17 protein-coding genes, 1 tRNA gene and 1 pseudogene are annotated in these 18,190 nt (G+C 63.2%); 8 read left to right on the top strand and 11 right to left on the bottom strand.

Going from position 1 to position 18,190, the window contains the following annotated elements; genetic code table 11:
• Window positions 1-11 precede the first annotated feature (11 nt).
• The 7 genes from A4A58_RS24385 to A4A58_RS24355 form a co-directional block, all read right to left on the bottom strand.
• Window positions 12-803, bottom strand: a complete 792-nt coding sequence (locus A4A58_RS24385) for an alpha/beta fold hydrolase (RefSeq protein ID WP_158005738.1) — start codon at window positions 801-803, stop codon at window positions 12-14.
• Between the two features lie 8 nt (window positions 804-811).
• Window positions 812-1,537, bottom strand: a complete 726-nt coding sequence (locus A4A58_RS24380; RefSeq protein ID WP_068737044.1) for an isochorismatase family protein — start codon at window positions 1,535-1,537, stop codon at window positions 812-814.
• Window positions 1,538-1,540: 3 nt separating this feature from the next.
• On the bottom strand, window positions 1,541-2,392 hold the full coding sequence (locus tag A4A58_RS24375; protein WP_081422042.1) for an ABC transporter permease: 852 nt from the start codon (window positions 2,390-2,392) through the stop codon (window positions 1,541-1,543).
• Window positions 2,389-3,177, bottom strand: a complete 789-nt coding sequence (locus A4A58_RS24370) for an ABC transporter ATP-binding protein (protein WP_068737043.1) — start codon at window positions 3,175-3,177, stop codon at window positions 2,389-2,391. The genes A4A58_RS24375 and A4A58_RS24370 overlap by 4 nt, the downstream gene beginning before the upstream one ends.
• A 4-nt stretch (window positions 3,178-3,181) precedes the next feature.
• On the bottom strand, window positions 3,182-4,312 hold the full coding sequence (locus A4A58_RS24365) for an ABC transporter substrate-binding protein (RefSeq protein WP_068737040.1): 1,131 nt from the start codon (window positions 4,310-4,312) through the stop codon (window positions 3,182-3,184).
• Window positions 4,313-4,423: 111 nt separating this feature from the next.
• Entirely contained in the window at window positions 4,424-4,891 is a 468-nt protein-coding gene (locus A4A58_RS24360; protein WP_068737038.1) for a RidA family protein, read from the bottom strand.
• A 275-nt stretch (window positions 4,892-5,166) separates the two neighbouring features.
• Window positions 5,167-5,913 carry a maleate cis-trans isomerase family protein gene (locus A4A58_RS24355; RefSeq protein WP_068737036.1) on the bottom strand — a complete coding sequence of 249 codons (747 nt, stop codon included), beginning with the start codon at window positions 5,911-5,913 and terminating at the stop codon, window positions 5,167-5,169.
• 100 nt (window positions 5,914-6,013) lie between these two features.
• On the opposite strand from A4A58_RS24355, the gene A4A58_RS24350 reads away from it, so the two are divergent.
• From A4A58_RS24350 to A4A58_RS29845, 4 genes and pseudogenes are all read left to right on the top strand, one after another.
• Window positions 6,014-6,898, top strand: coding sequence for an FAD binding domain-containing protein (locus A4A58_RS24350; RefSeq protein WP_283804908.1), 885 nt, complete (start codon window positions 6,014-6,016; stop codon window positions 6,896-6,898).
• Entirely contained in the window at window positions 6,895-9,675 is a 2,781-nt protein-coding gene (locus tag A4A58_RS24345) for a molybdopterin-dependent oxidoreductase (protein WP_068737032.1), read from the top strand. Before A4A58_RS24350 ends, A4A58_RS24345 begins: the two co-directional genes overlap by 4 nt.
• 23 nt (window positions 9,676-9,698) lie before the next feature.
• The gene (locus tag A4A58_RS24340; RefSeq protein ID WP_068737029.1) at window positions 9,699-10,418 is read left to right on the top strand and encodes a TetR/AcrR family transcriptional regulator; all 720 of its coding nucleotides are present in this window, start codon (window positions 9,699-9,701) and stop codon (window positions 10,416-10,418) included.
• Window positions 10,419-10,650: 232 nt separating this feature from the next.
• Window positions 10,651-10,927: pseudogene (locus tag A4A58_RS29845) on the top strand (phenylacetic acid degradation operon negative regulatory protein PaaX); the annotation flags it as partial.
• Window positions 10,928-11,279: 352 nt separating this feature from the next.
• On the opposite strand, the gene A4A58_RS24330 reads toward A4A58_RS29845, so the two are convergent.
• Window positions 11,280-11,355, bottom strand: a tRNA-Ile gene (locus A4A58_RS24330).
• Between the two features lie 150 nt (window positions 11,356-11,505).
• On the opposite strand from A4A58_RS24330, the gene A4A58_RS24325 reads away from it, so the two are divergent.
• On the top strand, window positions 11,506-11,718 hold the full coding sequence (locus A4A58_RS24325) for a DUF1328 family protein (RefSeq protein ID WP_068737025.1): 213 nt from the start codon (window positions 11,506-11,508) through the stop codon (window positions 11,716-11,718).
• A 30-nt stretch (window positions 11,719-11,748) separates the two neighbouring features.
• On the opposite strand, the gene A4A58_RS24320 is transcribed toward A4A58_RS24325, so the two are convergent.
• Entirely contained in the window at window positions 11,749-12,726 is a 978-nt protein-coding gene (locus tag A4A58_RS24320) for a Bug family tripartite tricarboxylate transporter substrate binding protein (RefSeq protein ID WP_068737024.1), read from the bottom strand.
• A 147-nt stretch (window positions 12,727-12,873) separates the two neighbouring features.
• Here A4A58_RS24320 and A4A58_RS24315 point away from each other — a divergent pair, with 147 nt between their 5' ends.
• Window positions 12,874-13,848: a TAXI family TRAP transporter solute-binding subunit gene (locus A4A58_RS24315; RefSeq protein ID WP_068737450.1), complete on the top strand. Its 975-nt coding sequence runs from the start codon at window positions 12,874-12,876 to the stop codon at window positions 13,846-13,848.
• Between the two features lie 205 nt (window positions 13,849-14,053).
• On the opposite strand, the gene A4A58_RS24310 is transcribed toward A4A58_RS24315, so the two are convergent.
• Window positions 14,054-15,262: an ABC transporter substrate-binding protein gene (locus tag A4A58_RS24310; RefSeq protein ID WP_068737022.1), complete on the bottom strand. Its 1,209-nt coding sequence runs from the start codon at window positions 15,260-15,262 to the stop codon at window positions 14,054-14,056.
• 55 nt (window positions 15,263-15,317) lie between these two features.
• Entirely contained in the window at window positions 15,318-15,950 is a 633-nt protein-coding gene (mobA, locus tag A4A58_RS24305; protein WP_068737448.1) for a molybdenum cofactor guanylyltransferase MobA, read from the bottom strand.
• A gap of 70 nt (window positions 15,951-16,020) precedes the next feature.
• Here mobA and A4A58_RS24300 point away from each other — a divergent pair, with 70 nt between their 5' ends.
• Window positions 16,021-16,269, top strand: a complete 249-nt coding sequence (locus A4A58_RS24300) for a sulfurtransferase TusA family protein (protein ID WP_068737020.1) — start codon at window positions 16,021-16,023, stop codon at window positions 16,267-16,269.
• 200 nt (window positions 16,270-16,469) lie between these two features.
• The gene (locus A4A58_RS24295; RefSeq protein WP_068737018.1) at window positions 16,470-18,128 is read left to right on the top strand and encodes an OFA family MFS transporter; all 1,659 of its coding nucleotides are present in this window, start codon (window positions 16,470-16,472) and stop codon (window positions 18,126-18,128) included.
• The last annotated feature ends 62 nt before the right edge of the window (window positions 18,129-18,190 follow it).

Here is an 18,190-nt window from a genome sequence, read left to right as displayed (position 1 = left end):
GAGAATGTCAATCAAGTTCGCAAGAACTCGAGCACAGCGTTCAGAAAGTCTTCCGGAGCGGTCTGCGATGAGGCATGGCCGCCCCAGGCGAGGCGCACCAGCCGTGATTGCGGGATGCCGGCGGCAAGCTCCTCGGAAAGATGCATCGGCGTCAACTGGTCGTCTGCGGCGCAGATCACCAGGGTCGGTGCGGCGATCTCCTGCCGGCGCGCGCGGCGGTTAAACGCCATGATCATGTCGATGCGGGCGGCAAGCACATCGGCCGGGGGCGTCGACGCGATGAAGCCGGCCAGCAACGCTTCAAGACGCGCGGCATCCGCGCTGATCCAGGACGGCGGGTACAGGAATATGGCGGAGGAGCGCTGGTAGGCGGCGATGCCAGATCCCAGCAACAGTGATTTTCGGGCTTCGAAGCACAGTTCAAAATAAGGATCTGGACCGGCCCATCCGGCAGATAGCACCAGCTTGAGCAACCGCTGTGGATGATCCTGGGCCAGGATCTGACCGACGGCGGCGCCGGTCGAATGACCGAGCAGGTTGGCCCGCGGAAGTCCGAGGTGGTCCATCAGCGCCACGACGTCATCGGTCAGGGCTTCCACCGTGTGCGCGATGCGGTTGCCCTGGCTGTCGCCGATGCCCATGTGGTCGTGGGTGATCACGGTGAATTCGTGCGCCAGCGCCGGAACCACGTTCGCCCAGTAGCGCCGCGATCCGCCCAGCCCCGTTACCAGCAACAGCGGCGGGCCGCTGCCATTGACCTCGTAGGCCAGGCGCCCGTCGGGACGATCGAGAAAATCCGGCATTGTCATGCTCATTTGGGTAAGGCCGCCAGTGCGGCAATCATTTTTTCGCTTGAGGTCACCCAGCCGAAGAAGCGAGTGACATTGAACACCGTTGCCTCGAAGATCGAATTGGATCCGGCCTGCAAGGTGGCGTCCGGAAGCATCAGCGCGAAGAATTCGCGATGATAGGCATCGCGCAGGGTGGCTTCGACGCAGACATTGGTGTTGACGCCGACCAGCACGATGGTGGTGATGCCGCGCGCACGCAACAGTTGTTCGAGGTGGGTGCCGGCAAAGCCGCTGTAGCGCGCCTTGGCAATCACCGCCTCGCCCGCGACGGGGCGCATCGGCTCGACGAAGTCATGGTCCCAGGTGCCATGGGTGATCAGTTTGCCGCGCTCGGCCGGATTGGCGCGCATGTATTTCAGCGCGTTCGACTTGTGCCAGACAGGTGACGTCGGCCCGCCGGCTTCTGTCTGCAGCGCGTCGAAGCCGTTCTGCAGATGGATGACGAACATGCCGGCACCGCGCGCGGCCGCCAGAACGGCTGCCGCCTTGTCGATCACCGGCGCACTGGTCGAGACGTCGAAACCGACGCGGTCGAGATAGCCGCTCTTGGACAGATAGGCATTCTGCATGTCGACCACGACCAGCGCCGTGGTCGCCAGGCCGATGGTCAGGCTCTCCGGTTCAGCCGTGATCGTCACGGCATCCGCGGCGTGCGACAGGACGATGGCCGGGCTGGATGAGTCCATCGATCAGGCTCCATACTTCTTGAGCGCCAGGGCTTCGGCCATGACGATAATCCCGTAGAGAACGAGACCGATCACGCAGAGCACGACAATCGACGCGAAGATCAGCGTCATCTCGGCCTGCGAGGCCGCGAACAGGATCATGTAGCCGAGCCCGGCCTGCGCGGTGATGAATTCGCCGACGATGACGCCGATCATGGCGAAGGTGATGGCGATCTTCAGTCCGGAAAACAGATGCGGCACGGCCGCGGGAAACCGGACCTTGGCATAGATCCGCGACTCGTCCGCGCCGACGGCCTTGCACAGCCGCAGCAGGTCGCGGTCGACCGACATCAGGCCGGTCAGCGTCGCTACCACCACCGGAAAGAACGAGATGAACACGCCGAAGGTGATGCGCGACGTGCTGCCAATGCCGAGCCAGACGATGAACAGCGGCGCCAGCGCGATCTTCGGAATCAACTGGAACAGCACGATGTTCGGATACAGCGCGTCGCGCATCAGCCGCGACTTGCAGATCAGCACCGCGAGGCTGATACCGAGCACCATCGAGATCAGAAAGCTGGCGATGGTTTCCAGCGTCGTCGGCACGGCCTGGCCGAGCAGAAACGGCAACGTCTCCGTCAGACGGATCGCCACCGCGGACGGCGCGGGCAGCAGCGTGTTGGGGATCTGCTTGATGCGGACCACGGCTTCCCAGCCCGTGATCACCAGCGCCGCGGCGATGACCGGCAGCACGACCAAGCGGGCCTGCCCGCGCAGCACGCCGAGGCGCGACGGCCGACTCGGCGCCGGCAGGGGTGCCCGCGCGGAAGCCGCGCTCGTCGGCGCCAGATCTGAATTGTTTACAATCCCGTTCACTGCACACCCGTGGTTCGGTGAATCGAGGCCTTCAGATGAAGATAAAGTTCGTTGAAGCGCGGGTCGGCCTCGATGGACGGATCGCGCGGGCGCTCGAACGGAATTCTGACATCCTCGATGATGGTAGACGGACGGCGCCCCATAACCAGCACGCGGTCGGACAGGAAGATCGCCTCGCGAATGGAGTGGGTAATGAAGATGGCAGTCTTGCGCGTGGTGTCCCAAATGCGGGCCAGCGCATAGCCCATCTCGTCGCGGGTGATGGCGTCCAGCGCACTGAACGGTTCGTCCATCAGCAGGATGCGGGGGTCGTTGACCAGTGCGCGCGCCAGCGCCACGCGCTGCCGCATCCCGCCGGACAGTTCGCGCGGTCGCTTGTCGCGAAAGGCCCACAGGTCGACCATCCGCAACAGGCTTTCGGCGCGCGTCCGGCTTTCGGAAGATACCGCGCCGCGCATGTCGATCGGGAACAGCACATTATCCAGCACGCTGCGCCACGGCAGCAGCGTTGGGTCCTGAAACATCATGCCGGCGTCGGTCTGCGGTCCTGACACCTGCAGCCCGTCCAGGGTGATGGCTCCCGATGTCGTGGACTCCAATCCGGCGATCATCAGCATCAGCGTGCTCTTGCCGCAGCCGGAAGGACCGAGGATGGAGACGAAGTCGCCCCGTGCGATCTCAAAGTCCACCTCCGCCACGGCTTCCACCGGGCCGGAGGGGGTTTCATAGACCTTGCGAACCCGCGCGGCGGTGATCGCCTTGAATGTCTCGACCTGGGCCAGCATGCGATCAGCCGAGGATCGCGGCGTATTCGGCGACGTTCTTCTTCACCTTCGCCCATTCCTCCGGCGAGAACTTCACCGAACCCACCAGCTCGTTGGTGAACAACTCGCTGACCACCGGCTTCTTGGCATCCTTCGGCGCGCCGAATTCCATCACCATGTCGACCATTTCGCTGGCCTTCGCCATGTCGGTATAGCCGATCGACTGCGTTTCGGCTTCTTTCGAAATTACGGTGTAGTGCATTAAACCCTGCGAGATTCTGGCGTTTTCCTTCCCGCCCGCGGTGATGCCCATTTCCGGAATTTCCTTGAGGAAGATATCGACGCCGGCTTCCGGATCCTTCAGCGCGTAGGCCAATCCCTCCGTCAGCGCGTCGTTGACGGCGCGACACAGTTCCTTGTCCTTGGCGAACACATCCTGCCGCGTCACCACTTGGCCGGCATAGAGCGTGATGCCCGCCGTGCTCCACAGCATGAAACGGCATGGCTCCTTCATGGCCATGATCACGGGGATGCTGGACGTGCCGATCGCGGTGATGGCATCGACCTGCTTGTTGACCAGGCTCTGCTCAAGCACCCGGTTGTCCATCTGGACCATGGTGACGGCACCGGTATCGATCCCGGCCTTGCGCGCGAACGCAGGCCAGTACGGCGACTCCGCGGAGGTCGGCACGGTGCCGATCTTCTTGCCCTGCAAATCCTTCGCCGTCTTGATTGGGCTGTCGCCGCGCAGGGCGATACCCATCGTCGCGTCGTAGCCAAGCGTCGATACCGCTACTAGCGGAAGGCCGCGGGCGGCGCCGAGAATGGTACCGCCGGCGAAGATAAAGCCGAAATCGAACTCGCCGGCGCCGACCGCTTGAGCGGCTGCCACCGAGCCGAAGCCGCGGCTGATCGTGATGTCGATGCCGCGCTTCTTGAAGAAGCCCTGGTTCTTGGCGACGTAAGTGAACAGCGTCGAGCCGTTGGCCAGCCACGGCAGCGTCAGCTTGACGGGCCGAGCGGCCTGCGCGAGTGCCGGCGCTGCTAAACGTGTCGTGGCGCCGGCAACGGCGAGCCCGGCGGCGGCCTTAAGCGCCGAGCGTCGGGTAAGGCCGGTATGCGGGAGGGAGGTAGGATGGCGCGTATCATCGGTCATGACTGAACTGCTTTCTGGGTGAGTGCACGATTTGAATGCAGAAGACGCTTACTTACGGCTGAACGATCTCTAGCGAGAAACGTGCCAGTTGGACGCGTGCTCATTTTGGTGTCAGGACACTTCGAAGATTCCATCAACCTCGACGCTGGCTCCGGCGGGAAGCGTGGCGACGCCGACGGCCGTGCGCGCATGGCGACCGCGCTCGCCGAATACGGCAAACATCAAATCGGAAGCGCCGTTCACGACCTTGGGGACATCGGGATAGCCGGGTTGCGCGCAAACGAAGCCGCCTAGCCGGTGGCAGCAAACTACGCGGTCAAGCTCGCCATCGAGCGCAAGGCTCAGCGAAGCCAACAGATTTAACGCGCACAGTTGCGCGGCCTTCTGTCCGGTCGGCAGATCATGCATCACCCCGACCTGCCCGGCGAAGCGGACCTCGCCGTTCCACTCGCAGATCTGGCCGGCGAGAAAGATAAGCGACCCCGATCGCGAATACGGTTTGAACGCGCCTCGCGCCGGTGGCACCGGTGGCAGTTCAAGGCCCAGGGCGCGGAGTTGTGCTTCGGCGTTTCTGGTCATTGCGCTGGTTCCTGCTGCAGGGCCTGTCGAGCGAGGGAGGTCAACGGGGTCTGGTATGTACGCATAACATGCTTACTTATGCAGCAGGTCCTGACGGCACCGGGAAGATGGAGCATGACGATAACTCTCTATGATCGTTGGATTTTGTGGTGAAGGGCGGTGTGCGGAGAAAGCGTTGGCACGAGCGGATGAGGGGGCTTTGCAGCGTTTCTGCTTATGGGACACGCGTTTTTCTCGTCGGATGGACGAACCTTGTGCAAACAGCGCCGCGACGACTAGTGAAGTGCGAGAAGAGAACCGCAGTGGTCCATGCGATCGTCGATTCCACTGCGGCGAAGCGCGCGCCAGTAAGTGGCGGCGTTGATCGCAATCACGGGAATGCCAAGCCATCGCTCGGCTTCAGCGGCAAGATCGATCGCCGCGAGATCCGTCCCGGCCTGAACGATGGCGTCCACGCCGATTGCCGCAAGCGTCTTGAACCCGTCGATGATGTCGAGCTCGGTGGCGTGGGCGATCTGCACTTCGCTCGGTCGTTTCAAACTATGCACCGCGGCGATCTCGTATCCATGGTCGCTGAAATAGCGCGCTACGTTGGCGTCGCCGACCGGTTGATAGGGTGTCAGAAGGCCGATGCGTTTGACGGCCGGAAAGCACTTCAACGCTGCAATACATGCTGCGGAGCCCATGGTGACCGGCACTTTCGCGCGCTCTTCGAGACGGACGAGCAACCGCTCGCTGCCGGCCTTGCCGCCCCAGAATGTCGGGATCGACATCCCCATCACCAGATGCGTCGGCTTGCAGGTCATCACGCGGTCGATGCAAGGATAGAGATCGGGACCGATGGCGTCGACCATGGTTTCGAACTCCGCATCATTGCCGAGCGGCAGATCGGGAATATGAATGCGCCCGATGTGATTGGTGACGCCGGTCGGACGCATTCCGTCGGTCTCCGGCTGCACCGTCGTGTTGGTCGATGGAATTACGATTCCGATCTTGAGACGGTAGCCAAGTCTGTCTGTCATTACGCAAGCCTTCTGTGTTGGCAGGCCCTTTGCAAGGAGGGTGCAAACGTCTTTGCAAGTCCGGTGCCGAAACTGGGAACGGCCCACATTATTGGAAGCCATGTCACACTCTTCATATGTCGCCAGTCATCGATCGCGCAGCCGAATTCCCGATTTCCTGTTGCTTCGTCCCCGTGACCTCGATGAGGCGCGCGGGATGCTTGCCCGCGAGCCGGGGGCGATGGCGATGGCCGGTGGGATCGATGTCGTCAACCGCATGAAGGATGGATTGGCACCCCCGGCATTGGTGCTCCTCGGCGGCGTCGCCGATATCGATGCCATCCGCCTGTCGCCGCAGCGCGACGCGATCGAGGTCGGCGCGGGCGCCCGCCATGATGCCGTGGCGAACAGTGACGTGCTGCTCGCATGGCTTCCCGATCTCGCGCGATGCTGGGAGCGGATCGCGAATATCCGGATTCGGATGCAGGGGACGGTGGCGGGCAATCTGCTCGCGCTGATGTCCGGCTACGAAGGCGCCGTGCTGCTGTCGGCGCTCGGCGCGTCCATGGTGTATTCGACACGCGATTCTCGCGGCGACATGATCGCGGTGCGGAAGTTCGGCGAGGCCGCGGATTCATTTTTCGAGCGCGGCGGCCTGGTCGAGAAACTGCGCGTGCCTCTGCCGATGGCGGGGACGACGCGGCGGCTTCTCTATGATCGCAGCCTGCGGCCGATCCTGACGGTGGCGCTGCGCATTGATTGCGCCGGCGGTGCGGTGGTGAGCGCGTGCGCGGTGATAGGTGGGTGCCATCGATGGCCGTTCGCCTGCGACCTGCCAGTTGCCGGCGTCGCATTGTCTGAGCTGCATGCGCAAGCCGACGGCACGGCGCGGAGCGCGGTCCGGCAGATGCCGGAGCCGACGGTGCCGTGGTTCGGGGTCGCGAACTATCGCGAGACCGTGGCGTCGGTTCTGCTGTCCCGCCTGATCCGGGAGGTCGCCGCGTGAGCATTACCGAGACTACGCTGTCCTTTACGCTCGACGGCGAGCAAGTGACGCTCGCCAGAGGCGCGCCGCGCGTGCTGTCCGACGCGCTGTCGCAAAGCTGCGCGCGCAGCGGCGTACGCGTCGCCTGCGACCATGGCGTCTGTGGCGCCTGCACCGTGCTGGTCGACGGCCTGCCGGTGACGTCTTGCAGCACGCTGGTCGACACGGTGGCGGGTAGTAACGTCACCACAGTGCAGGGGTTGCAGCCGGCCGGCGCGGCGCCGAGCGCGATGCAGCGCGCCTTTGTCGAGGCTCACGCATTCCAGTGCGGCATGTGTACCCCCGGCATGATCCTGCTCGCTGAAGCCCTGCTGCAACGCCATCCGGAACCCAGCCGCGAGCAGATCCGCAATTGGATGAGCGCGAATGTCTGCCGCTGCACCGGCTATCAGGTGATCGAGGAAGCCGTCGTCAGGGCCATCGCGATGAAGGGTCGGGCAGCGCCTGATGGCCGGCGCTGGCGCCCGGAGGAAACCGCCAAGGTGACCGGCCAAGCATTCTTTCTCGTCGATACGCCGACAGCCGGTGGCGCCGAGATCAAGCTCCTTCGCAGCCCGCATCCGCATGCGCGCATCGTGGCGATCGATGTGGCACCGGCGCTGGCGCTGGAGGGCGTGCTGGCCATCGTCACCGGCGACGACCTGCGCAGGCTCCCGGTCCATACCTACGGATTGTGGATCAAGGACCAGCCGCTGCTCGCGATCGACCGTGTGCGGCACGTCGGCGAACCCGTCGCCGCCGTGGCTGCGGTGGACGCGGCCACCGCGATCCGGGCGCTGTCGCTGATCGCCGTATCATACGACGTGCTCGTCGCAGTCGCGACGCCCGACGAGGCGATGGCCACCGGCGCGCCATTGCTGTTCGAGACGCCAAGCCGCGGCGGCATTCCGGCACACGGCGTCAGCGTGACCACCGCGATGGAGCACGCACCGAATGTGCTGTATGAATTTCATCACCGGCTCGGCGATCTCGATGCCGCCTTTGCCGCGGCCGATCACGTTTTCACCGACGACTTCGCGTTCTCGCGGATGGCGCATGTCCACCTCGAGCCATCGGTGACCGCCGCGCGTCCGCTTGGCGATGGCGTCGAGGTGTGGTCGTGCAACCAGGATCCCTTCCTGCTGCGCCAGGAAATAGCGGAGATCTGCAGCCTGCCCGAGCACGCGGTGCGGGTCCGCACGCTGCCGATCGGCGGCGGCTTCGGCGCCAAGAGCTATTGCAAGATCGAACCGCTGGTCGTGCTGCTGGCGCTGAAGATCAACAAGCCCATGCGGCTGACGCAGACAATGGATGAAGGTTTTGCATCGCTGTCGCAGCATTCGGCGACGTTGCGGTTGGAAACCGCCGTATCGCGGGACGGCGATTTCCTCGCCCGCCGTTCCGACATCGTGCTGGATGGTGGCGCTTATGCTGATGCCAGTCCGCTGGTTGCCGACAAGGTAGGCTATCGCATCGGCGGTCCTTATCGCTGGCAGGCGCTCGACAGCAGGGCGATCGCCGTCCGCACCAACACCGTGCCGGCGGGCTCGTTTCGCGGCTTCGGCGGTACCCAGGCATCGTGGGCGTCGGAGAGCCAGGTCGACATGATCGCGCGCCGGCTCGGCATTGACCCGTTCGAGATTCGGCGCCGCAATCTCCTGTCGCCCGGCGAGCCCTATCGCGCAGGCGACAGTACCATCGATTGCGATCTCGTCGCGGGACTGGAGCTGGCCGCGCAAAAGATTGATTGGGGTAGCCGCGCGCCACCGGGCAGGCGGCATCTGTCGCGCGGCAAGGGGTTGTCGATTGGCTTCAAGGATGGCGGCGGCCAGGGCCGGTTCGCCCAGGCCCGCGTCAAGGTCACCGCCGACGGCAGCGCGATCATCAACTGCGCGACGGTCGACATGGGGCAGGGCGCGACCGAAGCGTTCCGCCGCATCGTGGCCGAGGTGCTGAAGCTCGATCCGGAGCGGATCGCGCGGGCGGCGATCGACACCGACCAGACCGCCTTCGACCAGGGCACCCACGCCAGTTCGGCGACGGCAGTCACCGGCGAAGCGATCCGGCGCGCCTCGGTAGAGGTGCGCGACAAGGTTTTGACCTTCGCCGCCGGGCAACTCGGTTGCCCCAAGGAGGAACTCGATCTTGTCGAAGGCCAAGTCGTCCGCGGCAACACCGCCACGCCGCTGGTGGTGCTGATGCGCGGCTACTACGGCGGCATGGGCGCGGAGTTTTCCGGCGACGGCGAATTCAAGGTCGAGGTGGATTCCGCCGCCGCGCTCAATGCCCCGATTGTTTACTGGATGCCGAACTGGGTCGCCGCCGAAATCGAGGTCGACACCGAGACCGGCAAGATCACTGTGCTCAAGCTGGTGTCGATCGCGGACGCGGGACGAGCCCTGGTCCCCGAGGCGGTGCGCGGCCAGATCGAAGGCGGCGCCATCCAGGGACTGGGTCAGGCACTGTTCGAGCAACTCGTATTTGATGGCGCCCGCCTGGTCAGCATGACCCCGCAACAATACCGGGTGCCTGTCATGTCGGACGTTCCGGCGATCTTTGAATCGGTGACGCTCGAACAGGGGCTGGCGCACGGGCCGCTGGGCGCAAAGGGCGTGGGCGAGGCCGGCATTCTCGGCGTAGCCAGTGCCATTGCAAATGCGCTAGAGGACGCTGTCGGCGTCCGCATCACCTCGTTGCCACTATCGCCGGACAAGGTGCTGGCAGCCCTTGAGGCCCTGAAGAAAGACCACGCCGAATGACGGCTCTGGGGAAGACGCGACGGATGGCCAAGCCAGCGACACAACCGAAGGACCGCAAGACGGCGGTTGCCGCCAAGCCGGCACCGGCGCGGGGGCGCCCGGCCAAGCCGGCGCAACGGCCGCGCGATGCCGCGGCCACCGCCGAACGCATCCTGCAATCGGCGATCGCCGAATTTGCCGAGAACGGCTATGCCGGCGCGCGGATCGATGCCATCGCCCGCGGCGCCGATGCCAATATGCGCATGCTCTATCACTACTTCGGCAGCAAGGATGCGCTGTATATCCGGGTGCTGGAAACCGTGTTCAACGATATCCGCGTGCAGGAACAGCGGCTCAAGCTGAACAACATGGCGCCGCTGGAGGCCATGATAAAGCTCTTTGATTTTACCTACAGCCATTTCGCGGCGAATCCGCTCTTCATTCGGATTCTCGCCAGCGAAAACCTTCTTGGCGCGAAATTCCTGACGCGGTCTAAACGCGTCTCGACGCTGTCATCGCCACTGTTGCTGGCGATCAAGGAAGTGCTTTCACGAGGTGAAAAGGAGGGGGTCTTTCGGCGCGGCATCGATCCGCTTCAACTTTACGTCAGCATGGTAGCGATGAGCTATGTCCACATTTCCAACGCGCCGACCTTGTCGCATTTGTTCGGCACTAACCTTTCGTCGCCGTCCTGGAGAGCTCAGCGGCGCCGGCACGCCACCGAGATGATGATTGCGTTTTTAGGTTTCGTTGCGCCTCGTTAGGTCGAGACGGAACGGCGGCGCTGGGTCAGAGCAGTCTTGCGACGACCGCTTCTGGCGCAAAGCCGACCGATGGGAAACTGGCCATGGCAGTTAAACCTGGACAAAACTCCAGCATTTCGTGGGATCCAGATATTTGCGGCGGGCTGCCGGTACACGGAGGATCTCATACTATCGATCAAAATGCAGGGGGCGGCGGGTTGGTGATCGCGCCGCAATGTTTTACGGATGCGTCATGTCGCAGCATCCGCTATTTCGCATTATCAGCCGATTCAAGCGAGAACCCTCACGCACCGGCTCACTGATCATTACCTTCTATGGCGACGCGATCTTGCCGCGTGGCGGATCGGTGTGGCTCGGCACATTGCTGGCATTTCTGGAGATGCTGGAGATCGATGGCAGCGTGGTGCGCACCGCGATGTCCCGACTCGCAGCAGATGGCTGGCTTGATCGCGAGAAGGTTGGCCTCAAGCGGGCGGGAGCGTTTCGCGTCTGCTGTGGCGCATGTCTACAAAACCGAAAGTCGCCAAAAAAGAAGCGCCGGCGGACGCTCCATCCGGAGCTCGTCGAATACGTTGTCGCGATCGACGCTCGGAGCCGCGGGTGGGGGAAGGATTGCGGACGCATCCGCTCGACGTTGTCCGGTTCGATACCGGCGGTGCGTTCACGCGTCCCGATCATATGGATGAGGAGAGGGTTCACCTGCCGGTGGAGACAATGGAGGAGTTTGAACAGCTGATATCAGCCGGCGGGACCCGATGACCGTTCCATGTCGATATCGTGCTTGGCCGCCCACTCGGACATATGCACCGAGTTGGCCATATCGAGTCGTTCTTTCGTAGTCCGTACATTATTCCACAAGAGTGGTGGGCCCGGCAGGACTCGAACCTGCAACCAGACCGTTATGAGCGGTCGGCTCTAACCATTGAGCTACAGGCCCCGCCGGCGTCCAGCGGGTCTGAGAACCGGGGACGGCGGTGCAGGCATTCCTTATATCGGCCATCGCCTGTGGGCAATGCCGCGTTCCCGGGGCGGAACTTTGGCTGGGCGGTGGCGTTTGTCTGCGCAATTTCAATGTAGGGAGGCGCGGGTGTTTCGCTGGGCTGTCATCTGTCTGATCATTTCCCTGATTGCCGGCGGTCTCGGCCTCACCAACATCTCGGCTTTCGCCAAGAAGCTCTCGATCATCCTCTTTGGGCTGTTCTTCCTCGGCTTCCTGGCTTTGCTGGGCTTCGCCTATCTGGTCGCCGGGGCGGTCAGCAGTTCTGAGCTGCTGCCCGCCATGGTCGCGGTGAGCGTCTAGGTCAGGCGCCCTGCATCAATCGGCCCTGGCTCAGTCGACTGACACGCCGGCGAATTCCACCACCTTGCGCCATTTCTCGGTTTCGGCGGCAATGAGCTTGCCGAATTCCTCGGGCGTCATCGGCTTCGGCACGCCGCCGGTCTCGGCGAGCCGTGCGATCAGCTTCGGATCCTTCAGCGCTTCGCCCACGGCCTTGTTGAGGGTGGCGATGACCTCCGGCGGCGTGCCCTTCGGCGCGGAGATGCCGTAGAAGCCGATGGACTCGAAGCCTGGCACCGTCTCGGCAATGGCCGGGACATCCGGCACGATGGGCCAGCGCTGCGGCGAGGTGACGCCGAGCGCGCGGACGGTGCCGCCCCGCGACTGTTCGAGCGCCGTGGGCAGGTTGTCGAAGATCAACTGCACCTTGTTGGAGATGATGTCGGGAAAGGCGATCGCCGAGCCGCGATAGGGCACGTGGATCATGTCGCATTTGGTCATCGCCTTGAACAATTCGGCTGACATATGCACCGAGGTGCCATTGCCCGACGACGCATAGGAGATCTTGCCCGGATTGGCCTTGCAGTAGTCGATGAACTCCTGGACCGTTTTCACGGGCATGCCATTCGACACCACCAGCATATTGGTGAGCTGCATGATGCTGGCGACCGGCACGGTGTCGCGGATGAAATCGTAAGGCAGCTTCTTGTAGAGTGAGGCCGAGATCGCGTTGTTCGGCGCGACGAACAACAGCGTGTAGCCATCCGGCGCCGAGGTCACGGCCGCGGCGGCGGCCAGATTGCCGCCCGATCCAGCGCGGTTTTCCACGACGAATTGCTGGCCGAAATGATCCGACAGCCACTGCGCCATGATGCGCGCCACGATATCGACAGGGCCGCCGGCAGCGAAGCCGATCAACCAGCGCACGGGGCGATCCGGATAACCGGCGGCAGAGGCGGGGAGGGTCGTCGTGGTAAGGCTCGCGAGGCCGACGAGACACAGCACAGCAGCACGCAGAAAAGCGATCATAGTTCCTCCCAGACATGAAAATCGCAGCGCTGATGCGCGACGTCGTTCGATCGGGCTTGCCACCCGTTACCTCCATGCTTTCATAGAATTCGGATTTTGCCTACAAGCTTGGTCGAACGATGCAGGCTGATCGACGTCGAGGTGCCCATGAAAATGATGCCGCTTGTTTGCGCAGCATTCCTGACTGTCACGACGGCCACTGCGCAGGAGGGAGCCAAACCGATGTCGACCACCACGCCAGGTCTTAGTCTTAGCCTCGGCACGGCGACGCCCGGCGGCGGCTTCCCGCTCTATGGCGACGCCTTTGCCGAGGTGATGAACAAGGCTGATCCGTCGCTGACGCTCGTGACGCGCAATACAAAAGGCTCGACCGAGAACATCCCGTTGCTCGAAGCCGGCCAGCTCGATCTCGCTTTGGTGGCCGGCGAGCCCGCTTATGAGGCGTTCAAGGGCATCGGCCGGGCGCCGACGAAGCTGAGGATCATCACCGCGCTCTATTCCAATCCCGGCATGTTTGTGGTGCGCGCCGACAGTCCTTACAGGACGATTCGCGATCTTGTCGGCAAGCCGATCGCCTTCGGTGCGAAAGGCTCCGGCCTCGTGTTCCTGTCGCGCTATGTGTTGGACGGGATCGGCCTCGATCAGGACAAGGATTTTCAGGCGGTCTATCTCGACCGCGCCGGCGACGGTCCGGCGATGGTGCAGGACGGCCGTGTCGCCGCATTATGGGGCGCAGGATTGGGCTGGCCCGGCTTCAAGGCGATGAGCGAAAGCCCCGGCGGCGCGCGCTTCATTGCGCCCGGTGCGGCGGAGATCGCGCAGATCCGTGCCAAGCACACCTTCCTCAAGCCGATGCTGGTGGGCGCCAACAGCTATCCGAACCAGCCGGTGCCGATCGCGTCGGTGGGCTCGTGGAGCTACATCCTGGCGCGCGAAACGCTGCCGGATGAGGTCGCCTATCGGCTGGCGAAAACGCTGCATGGCGCCGAGGCCACGCTCGGCGCGCGGCTGGCGCAGGCGAAGGAGACGACAGCATCGAATACGATGGCGTCAGCACCTGATGTGGCGCTGATTCATCCGGGCGTGCTGAAGTATTATCGGGAAATTGGGTTGGTGAAGTAGCGTAGTGAAGCTCTCTTGCTTTCCCTCTCCCCCGCGAAGCGAAGCTTCGCAGGTGGGAGAGGGTGGATGCGCGCCGAAAGGCGCGCAGACGGGAGAGGGGGCACCACAGGCACCGCGCTTGGCTGCTACCCTCTCCCGCCTTCGCTGCGCTCCGGCACCCTCTCCCACAAGGGGAGAGGGAAGATCAGAGACATCTGTGTGCCTTCTACTTCTTCCCCAATGCACAAGCCGGGTCTGGCGGTCCAAATGCTTCCTCGCCGGAAATCTTTGCGAGGATCTTGTAGTAGTCCCACGGATATTTCGATTCCTCGGGCGACTTGACCTGTACCAGCATCAGGTCGTGCACCATCAAGCCGTCCTCGCGCAATTTGCCGTTGCGCGCGAAGAAATCCTCGATCGGCTTCTCGCGCATCTTGGCAGCGACCTTCAGCGGTTCGTCGGTGCCGGCTTCCTTGACGGCATTGAGATAAACCATGGTGGAGGAATAGACACCAGCCTGCCACATGGTGGGCATCCGCTTGGTCTTCTCGAAAAAGCGCTTCGACCAGGCGCGGGTCTTGTCGTCCATGTCCCAGTAGAAAGCGGTCGTCAGCAGCAGGCCCTGTGCGGTCTGCAGGCCCAGCGAGTCGATGTCGGTGATCAGCGCCAGCAGCGCGGCCATCTGCTGACCGCCCTTGAACACGCCGAATTCGCCGGCGGTCTTGATCTCGTTGATGTTGTTCGGCGGTCCACCGGCAATGCCGATGATCTTGGCCTTTGAGGCCTGCGCCTGCAATACGAAGGACGAGAGGTCCGACGCGCCGAACGGCGGGCGCACTGAGCCGATCACCTTTCCGCCGGTCTTGGTGACGACGGCAGATGCGTCGCGCTCCAGCGCATGGCCGAAGGCAAAGTCGTCGGTGATGAAGAACCAGCTGTCGCCGCCGCGCTTCACCACTTCCTGCGCGGTGCCGACGGCGAGCGCGCGGGTGTCGAATACCCATTGCATCGTATAGGGCGAGCAGAATTTGCCGTGGAAGTCCGCGGCGCCGGTCGAATGGGTGATGAACAGTCTCTTGCGATCGTTGGCGACGTTCTGAACGGCAAGGCCAACGGCAGACACCGGCACGTCGACGATAATGTCGACTTGATCGACATCATACCAGCGCCGCGCGAGACTGGCGCCGATATCGGGCTTCAACTGATGATCGCCGATGATGATGCTGATCGGCTTGCCCAGCACGGTGCCGCCGAAATCATCCACGGCCATTTGCGCGGCGGTCACCGAGCCCTGGCCGGATGGCGTCGAGGCCGGGCCGTTCATGTCGGTAAGCACGCCGATTTTGACGACGTCGTCGGAAATCTGCGCCGAGGCGGTTGAGGCGAGGAATGCGAATGCAAGACCAGAGATCACGGACAGCGAAGTACCGCGCATAAAGTTTCTCCCATATGTCGCGACACTTCGGCCGCGTGATGGAAGTGAGCTTAGGTCAGCCCCGGTCGTCGAGCAATGCAAGCCGCTCGGCTTCGGCGATGTCGTCCATCGTATTGGTATTGAAGAATGGATCGACGGGATCGGCTGGCCACTCCACGGTGGCGAGGCGATAGCGTGCCGTCCAGCGTCCGACCTTGCGGATACCTTCATTGACGAGTGCATCGCGCAGCTCGTGACGCAGGGCGACGTCCCACAGTCCGATGACGGGATGCGACTGTCCGGCCGATGACGCGACGGCAAGCTGCGCATTCTCCGCGATGCGGGCGTGATGTAAACGCGAGACGAGATCGCGCGGCAGGAACGGGCAATCGCCGGCGGCACTCAGCATCCACGTGACGTCCGGTCGGTTGGCGGCCGTCCATTCCCGGCCTGCGAGAATGCCGGCAAGGGGGCCGGGGAAATCCGCAACGTCGTCGGCAATCACCGGCAGGGCAAAGGACGCGAACCGCGCAGGATCCCCATTGGCGTTCAGCACCAGTCCGTCGCATTGCGGTGCGATGCGCGCGATCACGCGGGCCAAGATCGTCGTGCCGCCAATCTCACGCATCGGCTTGTCGCCGCCGCCCATCCGGCGCGCGAGACCGCCCGCGAGAAGCACGCCCGGAGTGGCCGGATATGTGTTCGTCATCGCCATACCGCTGCATATGACATTTGACGTCAGCCCGATATAACGCAGTTGCACCAAGTGGAATCGCGCGATGCCCGTGACCAAGCTCGACCTGACCGGATTGAAATGCCCGTTGCCGGCGCTGATGACGCGCAAGGCGATGAAGGCACTGTCGGTGGGTGATCGGCTCGAAGTCCACTGCACGGACCCCCTCGCAGTGGTCGACATCCCTGCGTTGATCCAACAAAGCGGCGATCAGATCGAAGCCTCCGAACGCAGCGGTGACGTGATCGTTTTCTTCATCGAAAAACGAAATGCTGCGATTGCAAATCGCGATTGAGTTGCTGCGATGCAGTGGAAATCATTGAGAAATTTACGCTCCTGATACCTTTGGACTATCGACTCCCGCGGTCGCTTCTGGCCCTGTTCCAAAGTGCGAGTGCGCGTGAATCTTTGTCCGCGCGCCGCAGGGGAATTGACGAAGCGACTTTTTCAAATCGTAGACCGGCTCAGAAGGGTCGGCTGCAGGGGAGAACTTTCATGACAAGTGTGGGCAACGCCGGAACACTGTCTGGCACCAAGCCAGGATTGCTGGAACGCGAACGCATCATTGCGACCGCCGGCTTCAACCGGTGGCTGGTTCCACCTGCTGCGCTGTGTATCCATCTCTGCATCGGTATGGCCTACGGCTTCAGCGTGTTCTGGCTGCCGCTGTCGCAGGCGATCACGACACCTGCCTCGAAAGAAGTGTGCGACGGCATGAGCCTCGCCACCGAACTCTTCACCACGACCTGCAACTGGAAGGTCGCCAGCCTCGGCTGGATGTACACGCTGTTCTTCGTGCTGCTGGGCGTCTCCGCCGCGATCTGGGGTGGCTGGCTCGAGCGCGTCGGTCCGCGCAAGGCCGGCTTCGTCTCGGCGATGTGCTGGTGCGGTGGTCTCGTGCTCGGTTCGATCGGCGTCTACACGCATCAGCTCTGGCTGCTGTGGATCGGCTCCGGCGTGATCGGCGGCATCGGTCTCGGTCTCGGCTACATCTCGCCGGTATCGACGCTGGTGAAGTGGTTCCCGGATCGTCGCGGCATGGCGACAGGCATGGCGATCATGGGCTTCGGCGGCGGCGCGATGATCGGCTCGCCGCTCGCTAACCTCTTGATGAACTATTTCAAGACCCCAACCGATGTCGGCGTCTGGCAGACCTTCCTGGCCATGGGCGTCATCTACTTCGTGTTCATGACCATTGGTGCGTTCTCCTATCGCATCACGCCACCGAACTGGAAGCCGGAAGGCTGGACCCCGCCGGCTACGGCGAATGCGATGATCACCACCGGCCACGTGCATCTCGACAATGCGCACAAGACCAAGCAGTTCTGGCTGATCTGGGGCGTGCTCTGCTTGAATGTGTCCGCCGGCATCGGCGTCATCGGCATGGCATCGCCCATGCTGCAAGAAATCTTCGCCGGCAAGCTGATCGGTGCGCCTGACCTCTCCTTCAGCCAGCTCTCGGCTGCACAGAAGACCACGATCGCCGGCATTGCCGCCGGTTTCGCCGGCCTGATCTCGCTGTTCAACATCGCCGGCCGGTTCTTCTGGGCGTCTTTGTCGGACAAGATCGGCCGCAAGAACACCTACTACACGTTCTTCATCCTCGGCATCATCATGTATGCGCTGGTGCCGACCTTCGCGGCGATGGGCAGCAAGGTTCTGTTCGTCGCGGCCTTCGCCGTCATCCTCTCGATGTATGGCGGCGGTTTCGCCACGATCCCTGCCTATCTCGCCGACATCTTCGGCACCCAGTTCGTCGGCGCGATCCACGGCCGGCTGCTGACGGCCTGGGCGACGGCGGGCATCGTCGGTCCGGTGGTGGTGAACTACATCCGTGAATTCCAGATCGCCGCCGGCGTGCCGCGGGCGCAGGTCTACGATTTCACGATGTATATCCTCGCCGGCATGCTGGTGCTCGGCCTGATCTGCAACATGCTGGTGAGGCCGCTGGCGCCGCATTGGTTCATGAAGCCGGAGGAAGTCGCAGCACTACAGGCCAAGGGTGCTGCTGCGGCATCGGCCAGTGGTGGTTCCTACGGGATCGGCAAGGGCGGTTTCGATGGCAGCGCCATCGCCTTCTGGGCTTTCGTCGGAATCCCGCTGTGCTGGGGCGTCTGGCTGACGCTGCAGAGCGCCGTGCGCATCTTCCAGTAAAACCTGCGCGGGATCGGCAGCGCAAGCTTCCGGTCCCGTTTCACATCTGACGAACAATCTTC

Source organism: Tardiphaga robiniae, assembly GCF_001618955.1.
Classification (GTDB): domain Bacteria; phylum Pseudomonadota; class Alphaproteobacteria; order Rhizobiales; family Xanthobacteraceae; genus Tardiphaga; species Tardiphaga robiniae_A.
Note: the sequence above shows the minus strand (reverse complement) of the source record. Positions and strands in the feature narration are given on the sequence as shown.

Excerpts from the sequence above, each read along its gene's own strand:
- A4A58_RS24385 (WP_158005738.1), bottom strand. The coding sequence starts at position 803 with ATGCCGGATTTTCTCGATCGTCCCGACGGGCGCCTGGCCTACGAGGTC.
- A4A58_RS24380 (WP_068737044.1), bottom strand. The coding sequence starts at position 1,537 with ATGGACTCATCCAGCCCGGCCATCGTCCTGTCGCACGCCGCGGATGCC.
- A4A58_RS24370 (WP_068737043.1), bottom strand. The coding sequence starts at position 3,177 with ATGCTGGCCCAGGTCGAGACATTCAAGGCGATCACCGCCGCGCGGGTT.
- A4A58_RS24365 (WP_068737040.1), bottom strand. The coding sequence starts at position 4,312 with ATGACCGATGATACGCGCCATCCTACCTCCCTCCCGCATACCGGCCTT.
- A4A58_RS24360 (WP_068737038.1), bottom strand. The coding sequence starts at position 4,891 with ATGACCAGAAACGCCGAAGCACAACTCCGCGCCCTGGGCCTTGAACTG.
- A4A58_RS24355 (WP_068737036.1), bottom strand. The coding sequence starts at position 5,913 with ATGACAGACAGACTTGGCTACCGTCTCAAGATCGGAATCGTAATTCCA.
- A4A58_RS24350 (WP_283804908.1), top strand. The coding sequence starts at position 6,014 with ATGTCACACTCTTCATATGTCGCCAGTCATCGATCGCGCAGCCGAATT.
- A4A58_RS24340 (WP_068737029.1), top strand. The coding sequence starts at position 9,699 with ATGGCCAAGCCAGCGACACAACCGAAGGACCGCAAGACGGCGGTTGCC.
- A4A58_RS24320 (WP_068737024.1), bottom strand. The coding sequence starts at position 12,726 with ATGATCGCTTTTCTGCGTGCTGCTGTGCTGTGTCTCGTCGGCCTCGCG.
- A4A58_RS24315 (WP_068737450.1), top strand. The coding sequence starts at position 12,874 with ATGAAAATGATGCCGCTTGTTTGCGCAGCATTCCTGACTGTCACGACG.
- A4A58_RS24310 (WP_068737022.1), bottom strand. The coding sequence starts at position 15,262 with ATGCGCGGTACTTCGCTGTCCGTGATCTCTGGTCTTGCATTCGCATTC.
- mobA (WP_068737448.1), bottom strand. The coding sequence starts at position 15,950 with ATGACGAACACATATCCGGCCACTCCGGGCGTGCTTCTCGCGGGCGGT.
- A4A58_RS24300 (WP_068737020.1), top strand. The coding sequence starts at position 16,021 with ATGCCCGTGACCAAGCTCGACCTGACCGGATTGAAATGCCCGTTGCCG.
- A4A58_RS24295 (WP_068737018.1), top strand. The coding sequence starts at position 16,470 with ATGACAAGTGTGGGCAACGCCGGAACACTGTCTGGCACCAAGCCAGGA.